At 59.5% G+C, this 15804-nt stretch carries 14 protein-coding genes and 2 pseudogenes; 6 read left to right on the forward strand and 10 right to left on the reverse strand.

The window, feature by feature from the left end; translation table 11 throughout:
* Nucleotides 1-153: 153 nt before the first annotated feature.
* The 7 genes from ACDELDRAFT_RS23845 to ACDELDRAFT_RS01760 form a co-directional block, all read right to left on the reverse strand.
* Entirely contained in the window at nt 154-1968 is a 1815-nt protein-coding gene (locus ACDELDRAFT_RS23845) for an RHS repeat protein (protein ID WP_005793019.1), read from the reverse strand.
* 571 nt (nt 1969-2539) lie between these two features.
* The gene (locus ACDELDRAFT_RS01735; protein ID WP_005793020.1) at nt 2540-3343 is read right to left on the reverse strand and encodes a phosphodiesterase; all 804 of its coding nucleotides are present in this window, start codon (nt 3341-3343) and stop codon (nt 2540-2542) included.
* A gap of 23 nt (nt 3344-3366) precedes the next feature.
* Nucleotides 3367-4623 carry an ABC transporter substrate-binding protein gene (locus ACDELDRAFT_RS01740; RefSeq protein ID WP_005793021.1) on the reverse strand — a complete coding sequence of 419 codons (1257 nt, stop codon included), beginning with the start codon at nt 4621-4623 and terminating at the stop codon, nt 3367-3369.
* 11 nt (nt 4624-4634) lie between these two features.
* Entirely contained in the window at nt 4635-5420 is a 786-nt protein-coding gene (locus ACDELDRAFT_RS01745) for a carbohydrate ABC transporter permease (protein ID WP_232504690.1), read from the reverse strand.
* A 53-nt stretch (nt 5421-5473) separates the two neighbouring features.
* Nucleotides 5474-6346: a carbohydrate ABC transporter permease gene (locus tag ACDELDRAFT_RS01750; RefSeq protein ID WP_005793023.1), complete on the reverse strand. Its 873-nt coding sequence runs from the start codon at nt 6344-6346 to the stop codon at nt 5474-5476.
* A gap of 2 nt (nt 6347-6348) precedes the next feature.
* Complete coding sequence (locus tag ACDELDRAFT_RS01755; RefSeq protein WP_005793024.1) at nt 6349-7434, reverse strand: ABC transporter ATP-binding protein; 1086 nt, start codon at nt 7432-7434, stop codon at nt 6349-6351.
* Nucleotides 7435-7439: 5 nt separating this feature from the next.
* On the reverse strand, nt 7440-8096 hold the full coding sequence (locus ACDELDRAFT_RS01760) for an HAD family hydrolase (protein ID WP_005793025.1): 657 nt from the start codon (nt 8094-8096) through the stop codon (nt 7440-7442).
* 113 nt (nt 8097-8209) lie between these two features.
* On the opposite strand from ACDELDRAFT_RS01760, the gene ACDELDRAFT_RS01765 reads away from it, so the two are divergent.
* The 3 genes and pseudogenes from ACDELDRAFT_RS01765 to ACDELDRAFT_RS23850 all read left to right on the forward strand — a co-directional run.
* Nucleotides 8210-8998: a DeoR/GlpR family DNA-binding transcription regulator gene (locus tag ACDELDRAFT_RS01765; protein ID WP_040327727.1), complete on the forward strand. Its 789-nt coding sequence runs from the start codon at nt 8210-8212 to the stop codon at nt 8996-8998.
* Nucleotides 8999-9486: 488 nt separating this feature from the next.
* Nucleotides 9487-10578 (forward strand): tyrosine-type recombinase/integrase, encoded by a 1092-nt coding sequence (locus tag ACDELDRAFT_RS01770; protein ID WP_005793027.1) that lies wholly within the window; start codon nt 9487-9489, stop codon nt 10576-10578.
* Nucleotides 10512-11406, forward strand: a pseudogene (locus ACDELDRAFT_RS23850) (DUF3363 domain-containing protein); the annotation flags it as partial. The gene ACDELDRAFT_RS01770 and the pseudogene ACDELDRAFT_RS23850, both read left to right, overlap by 67 nt.
* Before the next feature lie 224 nt (nt 11407-11630).
* On the opposite strand, the gene ACDELDRAFT_RS01780 reads toward ACDELDRAFT_RS23850, so the two are convergent.
* Nucleotides 11631-12044, reverse strand: coding sequence for an HU family DNA-binding protein (locus tag ACDELDRAFT_RS01780; RefSeq protein WP_005793029.1), 414 nt, complete (start codon nt 12042-12044; stop codon nt 11631-11633).
* Nucleotides 12045-12229: 185 nt separating this feature from the next.
* Between ACDELDRAFT_RS01780 and ACDELDRAFT_RS01785 the strand changes: the two genes are divergently transcribed.
* The 3 genes and pseudogenes from ACDELDRAFT_RS01785 to ACDELDRAFT_RS01795 all read left to right on the forward strand — a co-directional run bounded on the left by ACDELDRAFT_RS01785 (nt 12230) and on the right by ACDELDRAFT_RS01795 (nt 13842).
* Nucleotides 12230-12859 carry a hypothetical protein gene (locus ACDELDRAFT_RS01785; protein ID WP_005793030.1) on the forward strand — a complete coding sequence of 210 codons (630 nt, stop codon included), beginning with the start codon at nt 12230-12232 and terminating at the stop codon, nt 12857-12859.
* Between the two features lie 82 nt (nt 12860-12941).
* Nucleotides 12942-13513, forward strand: a pseudogene (locus ACDELDRAFT_RS01790) (IS256 family transposase); the annotation flags it as partial.
* A 47-nt stretch (nt 13514-13560) separates the two neighbouring features.
* A complete protein-coding gene (locus ACDELDRAFT_RS01795; protein ID WP_040327731.1) occupies nt 13561-13842 on the forward strand; it encodes an H-NS histone family protein in 282 nt (93 codons plus the stop codon).
* A 50-nt stretch (nt 13843-13892) separates the two neighbouring features.
* On the opposite strand, the gene ACDELDRAFT_RS01800 is transcribed toward ACDELDRAFT_RS01795, so the two are convergent.
* A complete protein-coding gene (locus ACDELDRAFT_RS01800) occupies nt 13893-14573 on the reverse strand; it encodes a DNA/RNA non-specific endonuclease (RefSeq protein WP_232504693.1) in 681 nt (226 codons plus the stop codon).
* Between the two features lie 248 nt (nt 14574-14821).
* Complete coding sequence (locus tag ACDELDRAFT_RS01805) at nt 14822-15760, reverse strand: DUF72 domain-containing protein (RefSeq protein WP_005793034.1); 939 nt, start codon at nt 15758-15760, stop codon at nt 14822-14824.
* Nucleotides 15761-15804: the final 44 nt, after the last annotated feature.

Genomic DNA, 15804 nt, shown 5'->3' on the forward strand with positions numbered 1-15804 from the left:
TCCTGCTCGGTGAGGACCTGGGCATCCTCGTTGTACGTCCAACTCCAGACACGCTGCGGCGCTCCCGGGGCTAGCTGGGCAGAGAATCCATTGCTCCCGTTAGCATCAGCAGTCTCTTGCTCCACTTTCTTGCATAAGACGGCAGCCGGTGACCTATCGGGCAAAACGGCGGTGTTTGGCGCCCCCTGCAAAGGGATCGGACTGCCCGTTATAGACATACGTTGTCAGTAACTTTGGCTGTGCTACGCGCGTGTGCAAACTCCACGCTGGGTGCCATTGATAGGATGTTTTGCGGGCAGTTACGGGAAGACTCAATTGGCCGGAAGCCAGCGAGGCGCACGAAATGTTCGATGGCACTCCTTCCGTCATTGAAGTGCGTAAGCTGCGCGCTGGATCGTACTCAAAACAAGTAGGCCGCCCCTCATCGTTTCTCTGGAGAACGTTCCCCTTGGCGTCGCGTGTAAACGATTTGCTTGGTCCCGGCGATCTGTCTACCGAACTGGCGATGGTCAGCCAACTGAGCCAGTATCTTTCGCCGATCAGATTATAGTTATATCGATACTGGGTCCCAAGTGGGTCGGTAGCAATGGTTTCGTTTGGATATGCAGAGTAATAGCTGAAATTGTATTTATAAGCTCCACCAGCGTGCTCGCTGCTAGCAGCACGACCGTCACAGCGATACTTATACGTAGCAAACCGATTGCCAGCCTCGTCGGTAATTCCAGTCAGCAGATTCTCACCGTTTACAATGGTGCACCCATTTTGGGGAGTTGCCTCATAGTGATAGGCCTTTGCTGTGCTATCAGGATAGATAACGGTACTGAGTCGCGAAGGAGCAGAATAATCATAGGAATATACCTGCAGCGCAGGATCCACCATTGACTTTAATTGTCCCTCTGAATCGTAGGTGAACTTCAGACTCCGCCCAAAAGCATCTTTCGCCTCGACAAGGAGACCAAGGGAATCAAAATTCGCCGGTTTGCCTGTTCCCGTATAGATGTACGTGAGCCGGACGCGTCCATCAGCAGACGATTTTTTGGTGACGCGCCCGCGGGAATCCAACGTATACAGGAAGTTGTCACTCGATCGTACCCGATACTCATCAGCGGCACTTGTGCCTATCCAAGTGTATTGGTAGGCCGATTTGGCTGCCAGGTCAGCGGGCTCGCCCGTGTACATGAAAGCCCGGCCGTTTTCTAGCTGCCAGGAATGGGCGTTGTTGGCGACAGGATAGCAATACTCATCTAGCTTGGTTTTCGATTTAACCCAATAAGCTGGATAGCATGGACTGCCCTGGTCTGAAATCGCACCGTACCAGCCCTGATTCAAGATGGAGAAAAACTTCTTCTTGCCGCTTCGATAGGTTCGCTCGAACGTCAGTCCTGATTTTGTCGTCGGATAGTCAACTTCCAACTGAACCTTGTGGCCGCTAGCCGGTAGAACAGGGTTTCCGATACCATCGCAGTCGTCGCATGCATCGTCAGTAGGTACATAGATGACGCAAGATATTTGTTCATGGTTCGGATCGACTTTTGCCCGTTCCATATCGGTAACGGAATAAACAGTATCACCATTAAACACTGTAGGACACTCCCAGTGCAGGGTGATTGAAACTGCAGCTGCCCGGCCTGAGCCGTAGTCGGGTATCCCCTCGGAGTAGTAGTTAGAAACCCTGCCGTTATAGAAATAACTTCCAGCGACTGGGGCGCCAGCGTCACGGCAATATGTGAGGCCATCGCGATCGCTTACATGGCAGCTTGTATCGTGATACAGTTGAGAGGCGATACTGAATGCCTCTCCCATTGATTCTGCCTTTTCAACCACTATGGTGGGCCATCCGCCTCCACCTCCGAGCCATGCCGCAGCTTCGTAATAGAACTTGGGCTCGACGTTGATTTTTACTGTGCCCGCTTGTGCATTCTGGAATAGTGCGAGCAATAGCAATGGAAGATAGGCCAAGATTCTCATTTGTTGCCCTCAAGTATTATTGTTTCACTAGGTCCGACAAGATAGCACCTCAAATCTAGTGGCTCATGACGTGAGCCTGCACTGTAGCGAACCATCACCGTGTCAATGCATTAGGGCACTAGGGCATGTGTAAACATAGGTATCTTCTTTGCGCAGTCAGTGGCGGACAACTGACCTCTTTTGTAGTATCAAGATCTCCAACTCTTTAAGCAGTGACTTCCGGCGCGCACGCACGACCGATAAATTGCAGCCACGATGAGAGCTCGAGGTTACCGCGGCTGATCACGCCTAGCTTGGCGTCGGACGAGTTCAGGACCGGGCATCCTTGGCGCTTTGGTTGGCATCAATTGCGTTGCACCGGTGCCGCCAACATGCTGTCTCTGGACCCAGCGCGATGCCGCAGCTTCGTTGCTGCTAGAGGCCTACGCCCAGATTGGCACCCCTACTCGTAGAGTTCGGGACTTGCGAACTCATCTGGACGATCTGCAAACCAAAACTAGCATCCTACCGATGCCGCAAACTTAGCCCACAATGCTGGTCCACGGGAGTGGGCTGACTCCAGAGAGCAGTCTCAACCTCCTAGCAAGTAGCCTTCACTAGAGTCAAGATAGTCCTCTAGGTGCAGCAGCACCTGGCCTTCCCTTAGCAGTAGAACCCCATATTGCGGGTTCTCGTTCTTGCCCACGATGTTCAGCGATGGGTCTTGCAGCACTAGCGCGACATCGTGGTTGGTGCTGCGTAGCGTGGAGTAGGGTATACCCCGGACGGAGCCGAAGATTGGTCGATGGATGTGGCCGAAGAAGCAGTGGGCTATACGCGGCTCGAAGCTGGCGATGGCGGCCTCAAACGGGCCCGTGTTGCGCAGTGAGATGTCGTCCATACTCGTAATCCCGATTGGGAAGAACGGATGGTGCATGAACAGCAGCACGGGCTTTTCCGCGGCTTGCAGCGCGGCCCGCAGCCACTGCGCGCGCTGCTCGCAGAACACGCCCCAGTGCACTCCCGGCTCATTGGTGTCCAGGAAGATTGCGGTGTACCGCTCTAGTTGGACCACATACTGCACGAACCCGTTAGCGTCGCACGGAATGTGCGGGAAATGGCGCACGAAATTCACGCGGCTGTCGTGGTTACCGAGGATAGGATAGACGGGCATGGACAGCGCCGCGAGGCACTCGCGCAGGTGCTCGTAGGCGTTGTCATGACCGTAGTGGGTCAGATCTCCGGTGATGACGACGGCGCGGGCATCGGCATGGTGGCAGTTGATGTGCTCCACAGCCTGCTGCAGGCGCAGCTTGGGATCAAGCCCGTACAGCGCGCCGGCTTCCTTGACGAGGTGCGTGTCAGTCAGGTGAATATATTTGTCGAAGCGAGGCATGGCGGCAGGTTCTCCGGGCGCGATCAGTCGAGGAGTTTTTGCACGTCGGTGGCCATGGCCTTGAGCGCGTCCGCAGGCGTGGCAGAGCGGTCGAACACAGTCTGCGTATGGTTGTCGATTACATCGGTGATTTTCAGTCCGTTTTCCCCAGGGAAGGCATACCAGCCGGTCAGCCAGGGAATTTGCCTAACGGCGGTGTACTGGTTGGGATTCTGGTCATAGTAGCCCTTCAGACGAGCCGGGTCGTCGATGGGCAGAGTGTTGGCGGGGAAGTAGCCGGTGTTCTTCGTCATGATGGTGGCGCCTTCGGGCCCTGTGGCGAACTTGATGAACTCCCACGCTGCCTTTTGGCGCTCGGGATCCCGGGTGAACATCATGGCAACATTGCCGCCTGCAGGTACGCGGCCGTTCTGGGCGGGCACGGGGAACAGGCCGGTCGCCAGCTTGAAACGGTTGCCGATTAGCTTCTCGATCTGACCTAGGCGCGATGTGGACGTGACCAGTACAGCCATGCGGCCCGAAACGAACATTTGCGAAGCCTCCTTGTAGCTGATGTTGTCCATGGTGCCGCCCAGCGCCATGCGCCCCATCAGCGCCATGGCGCGCTGGCCGGTGGCGTCGTCGAACGCTACTTTTTTTTCTGACGCATCCAATATCTTGCCGCCCATCGAGAACACCAGCGACTGCCACAGCCAGTTGCCGGAGATGCGCCAGTCGAAGTACAGGCCGCTCGTGCCGGCATTGGCTTTGCGCGATGCGTCGGACACACGCAGGATGTCGTCCCAGGTCTTGGGAAGCTGCGCTGCGGCCATCCCGGCCTTATCCAGAAGGTCCATGTTGTAGTAGATGATGGGCGTGGACAATGCGAATCCGATGCCGGCCTGCTTGTCTTGGATTTGCCCGAGTGCCAGCAGGGACGCGCTGTAGCCGCTCTGCTCCCAGTTCTTCTCCTTCCGCATGAAGGGCGTCAGATCGACGGCGATGCCGCGATCCACGAAGATGCGCTGCCGGTTCAGTCCCTGGAACGAGACGTCCGCCAACTGCTTGGTGACCGCGTGGCGCAGCGCTTGCTGGGCGGCCACTTCGTACTCAGGCGTGGGAGAACGGAACTTGACTGCGTAGTCGGGGAACTTCTCAGCAAATTTGCGAGCGATGGCCTGCTGGGTGTCGTTGAACAACTCCGGGTAGGGGTAGTCAACGACCAGCTCGACTTTGGCGGCATGGGCTGCGCCCAGTAGGGACAGTGCGCCGATGATGGTCGCGGCGAATCTCAATTTCATCATGAACTCCTTCAAGCTTTGACACCAGAAAAGGTGACACCTTCGATAAAGCGCTTTTGCGCGAACAAAAAGAACACAACCAGCGGGATCGTGATCAGCACGACGCCAGCCATCAGCGGGCCGTAGTCGCTACCCGCGTCCTCGTTGGCAAAAAACATGGCGCCCAGTGGTGGCGTGGCCAGCTCCTGGGTGTTGACCACCAACAGTGGCCAGAAATAGTCGTTCCAGTGCCACACGACCGAGAAGATGGAGAAGGCAATGACCGACGGCATGCACGCGGGGAAGACCACGCGCCACACCAACTCGAGCTCGCCCATGCCGTCGAGCCGCGCGGCGTGGATCAGATCGTCAGGGATGCTCTTGATAGCTTGGCGGAACATGAAGATACCGAAAGCCGACGCAACGAAGGGAATGATCAACGCGGCATGGCTGTCCAGCAGTCCCATGTGATAGAGGAAGACGTACAGTGGGATCGCCGTCGCCTGGAATGGCACCATCAGCGACAGCATTACCAGCCCCCAGGCCAAACGGTGGCCGCGGAACTGCAGCTTGGCAAAACAGTAGGCGGCGGGGAAGGCCAGCACGATCTGCGCGACCAGGATGCCCAGGCACACCACCGCGCCGTTAAACAGGTAGTGCAGCAGCGGCACGCGGGTGAGCGCGGCGCGGTAGTTCTCCCAGGCCGCCCAGTCACGCGGCAGCAGCCGCAGGCTTGCGTCGAATATTTCGCTGGCCGGCTTGAGCGAGATGGAAATCATCCATACGAAAGGCAGCAGATACAGCAGGGCCAGGGTCATCAGCACGGCGTGGCGCGCGCAGCGAGCTGCCAGCGAGGGGGCAAGAGGTGTGCTCATGAGTAGTGAGTCCTTTTATCCATTCCCTTGTGCTGCACGAGCGTGAGCACGAAGATGCAGACTACGAAGACCACGGTCATGGCGGAGGCGTAGCCCATCCTGAAAAATCCGAAGCCTTCGGCGTAGATGCTGTGCAGCAGCACGTCTGTGGCTTTGTTGGGGCCGCCCTGCGTGAGCACGTGCACGGTATCGAAAACCTGCAATGCGCGAATGGCGCACACAGTGACGACGAACAGCATCGTCGGCCCTAGTAACGGCAGCAGCAGCCGGAGCAGGCGGTCCACCGGGTTCGACATTCCATCCAGCCACGCAGCTTGGCGCAGCTCTGGTGGAATGGCCTTCAAGCCCGCCAGAAACATCACCATTGCGAGCCCCGACATTTGCCAGATGCCAATCACGGCCAGTGTGGGCAGCGCCAAGTCATAGTCCCGGAGCCAGTTGTATGGCCCTATGCCGGCAAGGCCGATCAGCCGGTTTAGCAGGCCCAGAGTGGGGTGCAGCATGAATTGCCACACTACGGCCATTCCGATCAGAGTGGATGCAACGGGCAGGAACAAGGCGGTGCGATAGAAGCTGCGCAGGCTGGTGTGTGCCTCAATCAGCACGGCGCCCATCAGGCCGACAGTGATAGAGCCGAGCGACACCCAGATGAGGTAGTAGACGGTGTTACGGAACGCCTTGCGAAAGCCCGGGTCGTCCCACAGGTTGCGGTAGTTCTGCAGTCCAATCCAATCAAAGTGGCTGGCGCCGAACTGCCAGTCTGTCAATGACATCACTGCTACGATGCCCATGGGCGCGAGCAGCAGCAAGGCCGTTAGTGCTAAGCTGGGTAGCAGCATCAGGGTGGTTTGCAGGCGCGGAGCTGACATACTCATGCCTCCACGCGGCGGCCTTGCGCGTCGAAGAACATTGCCTGCGCAGGGTGGATGTACAGCGTCGGCGCGTCGCCCTCGCGCGCCGGCTGCGTGGCGTCGGCCATCACAGTGATGTGCTCCTGGTTGGCCGTGCGCGCTGCCACGATCTTCTCGCTACCTGCATACTCGACCGACTGCACTCGCACCTTGACGGGCCACGTGTTGCTGGCGGCCTGCCACAGGAATTGATGCGGACGCACGCCAACTTCCACGGCCGCGGCGGGCGCGGCCTGGCCGGCATCCTCCGGCAAGGATTGCAGCGACAGGATGTTGATTTGGGGCGAGCCGACGAAGCTGGCTACCTCCTTGCTAACCGGACGCTGGAACAGCGCCTCCGGGGTATCGAGTTGCAGAATCTGCCCGTTCTTCATGACCGCCACGCGGTCGGACATGGACATTGCCTCGTGCTGGTCGTGCGTGACGTAGACGAAGGTCACGCCCAGTTGACGGTGTAGCGCGCGGATGTCGCCGCGCAGCGACTGGCGCAGGTTGGCGTCGAGGTTGGATAGCGGTTCGTCGAACAGGAACAGTGAAGGCTTGCGCACCATGGCACGCGCCAGCGCGACGCGCTGGCGTTGCCCGCCTGAGAGCTGCGAGGGCTTACGCTCCCATAGGTGGTCGATGCCCAGGGCCTGGGCCACCTTGCGTCCGCTCTGTTCAATCTCCGCGCGCGCCCGGCGCACGGCGGGACTGGCATGCCTCACGAGTGGCAACCGCTGCCAGAACGAGAGCTGGCGCATCAGTAGCGGCGTGCAGATGTTGGCGCCCACCGTCATGTGTGGATACAGCGCATACGACTGAAAAACCATCGCGCAATCGCGCTCGGATGGCGTCTGCGCCAGGATGCTTTGGCGATTGCGCCGGATATCGCCGCTTTCCGGCAGCTCCAACCCGGCCAGCAGCCGCAGCAGCGTGGACTTGCCGCAGCCGGATGCTCCTAGCAGTGTCAGGAACTCGCCATCGCGGATATGCAGATCCAGCCCGTCCAAAATGGTGGCGTCGCCGTAGCGTTTGGTGATGCCTCGGATGTCGATGTGCGGCATGGCGGTCAGCGGCCCAGCAGTTGGGCAAGTTGTGCGAAGGATTCGAAGCGCAGCGCTGCGGGTGACAAATCGTTCAGGTGCCGGTGGTAGCCGCTGAGGTGCGCAGCGAATGGCACTCCCGCTGCGTACGCGCATTGCGCGTCGATGCGGGAGTCGCCCACGAACAGCGCCTGGCTTGGTAAGGTCGAGAGTTGCGCTAGGCAGGCTTGCAGCGGTTCCGGGTGGGGCTTAGGGTGCGCCGTGTCACCCAGACAGATCAGCGCATTGACGGCGGCGTCTAGGCCGTGGTGGCGCAGCAACCGCAGGGCGCTGGCGCGGTCGCGATTGGTGCAGATGCCGATACGCCTGCCATCCGCCTGTAGTTGTGCCAGCAGTTCCGACACTCCCGGGTACAGCGGAGCGTCCAGCGCGAACTCGTCCAGATAGCGGGCTAAAAGATGCGCCTGTTCACGTTCCTGACGATCGGTAGCGATCTGCGTCTGCGCCGTGGCCAGCGCGAACATGGGGCTGATGCCCGTGCTCAGTTCCTCCTTCAGCAGCCGCAAGTCGAAGGTGCTGCCTGGTAGGGAGGCATGGAGCGTGGCGACGAGGCTGGGCCAACTGTCAATCAGAGTGCCGTCCAGGTCGAAGATGCTGGCTTTGTAGCGTGTTCCTAATTTCATGATCGAAAATGTACGTGGCGATCATGAAATTCCCGTGACACTGATCATTTGCGATCTTTATTGATCGATTTTGGTTTGTGAATCACAATTGCATCCATAGAGTGGGGAGCCGAATGATCAAAGCTGAACGACATCAACAAATCCTGGCGCGTATGCAAGAGGCTGCATCTGTCACCGTGAAAGATCTAGCCAAAGCTTTTTCCACATCGCCCATCACTATCCGGCGCGACCTGATAGAACTGGGCGAGCGCGGCCTGCTCGAACGCATCCACGGCGGGGCGATCGCGACGCAGGAAGTTTTTGCCGAAGGCTCAGAACGCTACGAGATGTACACCTATGGAGAGCGCAATGACCAACAGTCGCAGGAAAAGGCTGCCATTGCCGAGTGCGCCGCGCAGTTCATCAGCGATGGCGACAATATCTTGATCAACGCAGGCACGACCGCACAGGCCCTGGCGCAGGCGCTGCGCGGGCACCAAGACCTGCACGTCATCACCAACGGCCTGACAGTGGCCAGTACCCTGGGGCAAGGCGCTCGGACCAGCGTGTATGTGCTGGCCGGGCGGTTAGATGCGCGCAAGCAGGCCACAATTGAGCGCCCAGGCGAGGAGGGACTGTCTCATCTGCAGGTTCGCGAGGCTTTCTTGGGCGTGCATGCATTGTCGACCCAGGGCATCTACATGCGTGACCCGGAAGACGCCAATATGAATCGTGCGTTCATGGCTGCGGCCCGGCAGGTGACCGTGCTGGCCGACTACACCAAGTTCCAGGCGTTCGCCAGTTTCCGCATCGGCTGCTGGCAGCAAGTGCGGCGCCTGATCACGGACGAACGGGCCAACCCACTGGTGTTGAAAGCGATTGGCGAGCAAGGCGTAGACGTGATTATCGCCGGACAAGACTAAAAAAGATCGCTGCCAGCGCTGCTGTAGCTTTTAGTAAACGTTCTTGTTCGGCCCTCCCTAAGTGTTCATCACGCGCACTTCTATGCTCATTGGATAGGCCGGGTTTTTCTACGAAACCATGGGCAGTCCACCCACGGGGCAGGCGACAAGCTCTTCATGGACTACGCCGACCAGAGAGCGCCCATCGTCGATGCCAGCACCGGGGTATGCAGCAAACGCCGCATAGCAACACCGTAGTTTTCTCTTAGATCACTTTGAACCCATGGCATGCGACCAGGTTATGTCGGCGCTACTCAAACCGCAGAGCATGCACAACCGCGCCGTACCCAAACTCTACCTTTGAATCAGTTGACACCTTTGACCCGGAGCTTGGTGTTATTTATATTACATATCTACGTGATCTTTCCCTTTATCCCGTCCACAAACTGTGGCGTCACCCTGCTTCTTGGAAGCATCTCCGGCCTCCGAATATTGCAAAGAAATCAACAATGGCGTTGCAACAAGAATTCGCTCAGGCTGAGGCCCCTTTGCCAGGGGATGGTGTGGTTCTTGACCTGTGGCTGGAGCACAGCTCCGCCTCCGATCGCGACCCCATTGGCTTGAAAGGCGAGCCTTCGTACCGGTATTTCTGGAACACCTGGATTCGATACCTCCGGACAGGACGGAATGGTGTTCAGGATCAGTCTATTGCCTGGCACGAGGCAATCAACGAAGACGTCGCGGGGTTTCTCCAATCTGGCCCTACTGCCCGGAAAGCCGGGTCGGCGGTCAGCGACGTTACACGCCGTCGATACTGGCGTTTGCTGGAGCGCATTTATGAATATGCCAAGCAGCAAGGGTGGGTGGCCATCAACCCAGCAACGGTGATGGAGGAAGACGACATTCCACCGCAGGAAAACTCCCAAGGCGCCATCGTGTTACCCCGTGTATGGCATGCCCTCGGCAAGCAGCTTGAGCGACCCATAGGGAAGGGCGCAACGGCACAGGCTTTGCGAGACCGTGCGCTGCTTCTCTGCTTTGTCGAACTAGGCCTGACACCGATGGAAGCGCGCTCGCTCACGCTCTCTGATGTGCTGTACGAGGCAGAGCGGGGAGGCCAGCGCGCGAGCGCTCTACAGATCGATGGACCTGGGCCTAGGCAGCGCCGCAGGATGGTTCTGCCAGACAACGTATCCCAAGCTGTTGAAACATGGCTTGGGGTACGTTGGCAAATTGCGCGCACCCCGGAAAACGTGATCTTGTTCTGTACGACGAGAGGCGGGAAACAGGGAGCCAAGGGACAGATGACGCCCGTGATGTTGATGTTGCTCGTGCGGGATGCGATTACCAAGGCCGCTACGGAGGCGAACCAGCCGCTGCCGCCACGTTTGGGGCCACAGATCCTGCGCAATACACGCTTGACCATGTGGCTAAACGCCGGAGTTCCTGCAGCCGAAGTGGCGGTATGGGCAGGGCTGAAAAACGAAAAAGGGCTGCACCACCTGAGGGAGCACCTCAATCCTGAGGTCCGAGCGACGGTGGCAGGGTGCAGATCGAACTCTCCAACGGACCTCGACTGCGACTCCAGCGTCTGCTGCTGATCGGCCGCTCGCAGCGGCTAGGCCTGGCTGACTAGACGCAGCCATGCACCTGGGCTGCCCATGTCGATGCGGAAAAGACCTTGCGCGCCTTGGGCGAGCGCGGCGACACCATCCGTACAATGCGGCGCGCCATGCGCGGCGAGCCGCGCGAGCTGACGGTGCTTGAGCGGGGAGACGCTAGCCGAGAATTATCGTTGGGCGCGTCGCTGCCAAGGGGCTGGCCGACAAGCTGGCGAACTATCCGGCCGGCGTCGTTGGCGGAGGTGAAGGGGGCAACCGACCGGAACAATTCCGCACTGCCAAGTGATGGCCTGTGCCGGGCGGGCTATGTGGAGCGCGTCGCCGAAGGACCATGGAAGGTGCCGAGCATCTGCCGGAGCGGGTGCCGCCAGTACCGGCGCGCAGCGCCAAGGCGATGTGGCCGTGGCGCTTGAATCGCGCTTACCCATTGAACGGCAGGCCTGCGTGATCGGGGCCATTTGGCTCGACCAGCAGTTGATCGGTGGTGGCTCCGCACTGGGCGACCTGGGCTTTGGCGGCGAAACCAAGCAGGCGAAGCAACCGCGCTCCGACTTCCTGGCGGAACAGGGGATGGCCGAGCGACGCTGGTAGCGCGTGATGCCGGCGCAACGTACTGGCCACGCTGCGCAACCGGGAGTTGGTACGGGCGGCCAAGGACATGGGCGCTGCGGCGTCATTCTCGCCAGCGGTCGTTACGCGACGCCCGATGACGGCATGGGCCTCTTGCTGCTGCGATCGAAGACCTTGTTCTCTGGATGTTCAGCACGCCAGTCGCGGCCGCAGGGGGGCCGTAGGCACGCTTGTTGAAGGGGGGCGCTCGGACGAGCTGAATGGTCGTACGATGAAGCAATTTCGAGCAAGGGGATATGCACAGTTAGCGGTGATCAATGCCCTGCATCTCAGTTGCGCAAACACAAGCCAGGTAAACCGCGCCCAACATGGAGTTTGTTGCCGACGGTTACCTGAGTTTTCTCTCGACGGATGCTAGTGCGGCACATGCCTGACGAGGTGTCAATGCAATGCGCCCGTAGTCAGAGCGTCGCGTCCTTGAGCTTCTTCAATGCGCGCGTCTTGATCTTCACCGACGCGGGCTTGGCCGGGAACCAGCGCTCTTCGCCGGTAAACGGATCCTTGCCAAAGCGCTTCTTCTTGGCGGGCACTTGCTGCAGACCGATCTTCATCAGGCCCGGCAGGGTGAACTCACCGGAACCCTTTTTGTGCACCGAACCCAGAATGGCCGACTCCAGCGCAGCGAGCACCGCTTTGGCGGCCTTGGGCTCTACGCCGGACTGCTCGACCAGGTGGGCCACCAGGGTGGTCTTGTTAAAAACTGCCTTGATGGGTTTGACGGCAGCCACGGGCTTGGTCGCTACGACTTTCTTGGTGGCGGGTGCCGGCTTCGTGGTCTTCTTGGCGGGAGCGGGGATTTTCTTTGCAGTGGCCATGATGGGTCTGGTGAGGTCAAGAGGTTGAGGTGCTCTGGCTGGAGAATCCAGGCAGATGAATCGATTCTAGGAGCAGGGCGCGCGGACACTCGCGCAGCACACCCTGGCGGTGCTCCCATACACTCGGATCTTTCGAATGCGCGTCACGCCATCGCATGAGCGGTGATGCGCCATCTGGAGCCTTCATGTCCATTGCATCGACGACCTTGCTATCTCTTCAACAAGCAGGCGAAAGCCTATATGCAGCCCGACAAGCCTTTGCCCAGGAAGTGCAGCACAACGCCAGCCGCGTAGTGGGCATCGTCGCCAGTGAACCCTTCAGCAATGATGCCGATCGTGCCTATGGACAGCTACGCACCATTGCGCGCATGGCGCACGAGCTGCAGGCGATGGAAGAGCAGCTCAAAACCCTGTACGGGTCCGCCATGGAGCTAACAGCCCCCGAGACACCGGTACTGGTCGCACTCTCTGATCGCCACCCAAGCGTCCGAGCCCATCCGAATGCCACTGGCACTGAGGGTGCGGAAGACGTGGTCGTGAAACCTGCACTGCAAAAACAACCACCGAAGAAGCGGGCCGCTACCAAGGTGAGTACTGAGTCTGTGGGCCGGCCTCCGCGCCTGAGCGCCAACGATGAAAAGGTCCTGGGGTATCTCCAGCAGGTCCTGGACCGGCGTGGCTGGAAGACATTCACCCAAGCAACCATTGCTCAAGGGGCAGGAATTCCTTTGGGATCCGTGGGCTTGGCGATGCGGCGGGTGATTGCGGCAGGGGCAGTTCGTGAGGGAAAGAAGGGGAGCTATCGGCTTGGTTAATATCCCTTCATCGCTCGTTCCCGCCCATGCTTAATTAAAACCGGCGCCTTCATAAGGTATGAGTGGTGGTGTCCCCTTCTGCTGGATGCAGGTAGAGACCGAGCTGCGCGACCGGGGCGTGCGGGACATCTTCATCGCCTGCGTCCACGGGCTCAAGGACTTCCCCGATGCCGTCAAGGCGGTGTTCCCCAAGGCGGTGGTTCAACTGTGCATCGTGCACATGTGTTGCGCCACAGCCCGAACTACGTCTACTGGAAACGCAGGAAGGATGTGACGGCTGATCTGCGCAGCATCTACACTGCCGCCACCACGGAGGAGGCCGAACTGTGCCTGGGTGAGTTTAAGGCCCGCTGGGATACCGAGTACCTGCTCATCGGGCAGTCCTGGCGCAGGAAGTGGAGTCGGCTGGCCGTTCTTAGATTACCCAGCGGAAATCCGCAAGGTCATCTACACAACCAACGCCATTGAGTCAGTGAACATGGGGCTGAGGGAACGAGCAAAGACAGGGACTCATTCCCCAGCGACGAGGCGCTGACCAAGTTTTTCTACTTGGCTCGGCGCAACATCAGCCAGAAGTGGACCATGCACATTCGAGCCTGGAAGGCCGCGCTCACCCGCTTTACCGGAAAAAGCAATGTCGCAATGACGCACTGAGTTAGATTCTTTAAGCTATTCAGTGTTACAGATTTCGTAACTTACCCATGACCACGTACGCAGACCTACTCGCACAAAAAGAATCCCTCGATAAACAGATCGAAATTGCACGGAAGGCAGAAGCGGCGAGGGCACTGGCTTCCGTCCGGGAGATGGTCCAGGAATTCGGGTTTACTGCTCAGCAGGTGTTTCCTTGGACGCCCGAGGAGCAAAAAAAGAGGGTGGCAGCCAAATACTATGACCCGTCCTCAGGAGCCACTTGGACTGGCCGTGGAAAGCCACCAAAGTGGATTGAAGGAAAGGATCGCGATCAGTTTCTGATCCTGTAAGTGCTGAGCGATTTGCGTAGAAAGAGGGGCACATCTGGTTTTCGCATCGTTCAATGCTGCAGTGCACTTCTTGGCAAAAACTCCACCCCCGTGCGCTTGACCAACTCCTGGTAGCTGATGGGGCGGCCCACCGTCTCACCCTCCCGGTTCTCCTGCCAATGCGCCCAGGCACGCTGGGTGGTGGCGTCATAGACCAGCTTGTACAGATAGGTCGGAACCCGCACCCCATTGGCCCCAATGCGAGGTCCGTTGTCCGTGAACACCGGCCCCGTGATCACAAACACGTCCCCCTTGGCCCGCCGCACATAGTGCCGCGTGTCCTGCTCGATCTTGCTCCAGGCCCCGCCGTTTTGCTGAGGGTTCTGGGGAACCATGTTCGCCAGGCTGAAACTCTGCGCCATGGCGGTGGGCGTGGACATGTCCCCCGCAGGCGCCATGTGTCCGCGGCTGTAGCCGGAGTTCTTGTAGTCCTCCAGTTCGGCGCGCTCACTGCTGGGCAGCCGTGCATCCGCAAAGAACCGCTTGGCCCGCTTCTCATTGGCGCCCTCGATGATCTGGCGGTTCAGGCGCTGGGCCACATAGACGGGCGTCCGGGTCGAACCGCTGTGCAAGACCGCAAACGCCTCATAGCAAAGCTCCCGAAGCTGGGGGCGGTGCGGGAGGGCGGGTGGCGTGCCATGGGCGAAGAACTGCGGGCACTGCGCAAAGCTCGTCGGCTCCGGGATGAGCAGGGCCGCACTGTCGAACTGCGGAAACCGCGCCCAGGAGAAATTGGGGAGGACCGCGCCCGTGAGGGACAGTGCCAGGACGGCTGCCAGGCGCACACGGCCAGGCCAGGAAAACAGGCGATTCACAAAGAAGGGCAGGAACAAAAATGGGAGCCCGATTGGAGCATCCCTGGCCGCCGGTCTGAGGGTCGAACGCGCAGAAACCGCTGGGATTTACAGCTGCTTGCACTGCCAGTGCGGAATCCACCTGTTCAGGAATGCCCGCTCTGCTGTTGGAGACAGATCTTCAGCGCCTCCAGGAATTCCTTGGCATTGAGCTGCGCCTTGTCTTCCATGCAGTTGTTGAACAGCGCGTGGGCGTACTTTACCGAGCGGGCAATGCGATCGAACTGCTTGGCCAGGGCCTGCAGCTCCTCGGAGGTGTAGGCATAGTCGAACCGCTCGGCGGCCGACTTGGCCGGCCGCCCATAGGCCACCGCATTGCGGCCATGCAGCCGCAGCAAAGCATGGTCCGGATGGGTGGCCTCCCAGATGGCCGGCACGCTGTGCGGTGTGCCCTGGGGGCCATCGACGATGGTGTGCACCAGTCCCAGGCTCCTGAGCATGGCCAGGGTATCGGCCGTCACCGCATCGTTCTCCCACCAGCTCGGGTGCCGGAACTCAATGCTCAAGGTATGGCCTGGCAGGTGCTGCAGGCAGTGTTCGATGTGCTCGATCACGGCCTTGTGGCGAGACACCTTCGGAGAAAACTGAAAATGCACCAGGCCCAGCTTGCCATTGACCTGCAAGGGCACGAGGCAAGCCGCAAACCGCTTCCACAGCTCTTCCCGCAGCTGCGCATCCATCTCCTTGTAGACCATTCTGCGACCGGCCCCCAGGGCCTGCTTGATGTCCCTGGGCAGCACATCCGTGCTGGTCCACTGTCCCGTGAACAGGCTGAAGGCTTTGACATTGAAAACAAACCCCGCAGGCGTGCGCTCCGCCCAGTGCTGCACCGTGGTCACCGACGGGATCGCGTAGTAGCTGGTGTCCACCTCCACGAGGTTGAACTGGGAGGCATAAAAGCGCAGGCGCGCTTCGGGTGTCTTGACGCTCTCTGGATAGAACTTGCCGCTGTCCAGCAGCGTCTTGTCTGTCCAGGATGCGGTGCCAACCAGGGGCACGAAGGGAAAGGGTGCGGGATGCTCCATGGGGCCTCCTTGGGTTCATCCTACATGCGCTTCTTTGGAGAAAG

Source organism: Acidovorax delafieldii 2AN, assembly GCF_000175235.1.
GTDB classification, from domain to species: Bacteria; Pseudomonadota; Gammaproteobacteria; order Burkholderiales; family Burkholderiaceae_C; genus Acidovorax; species Acidovorax delafieldii_B.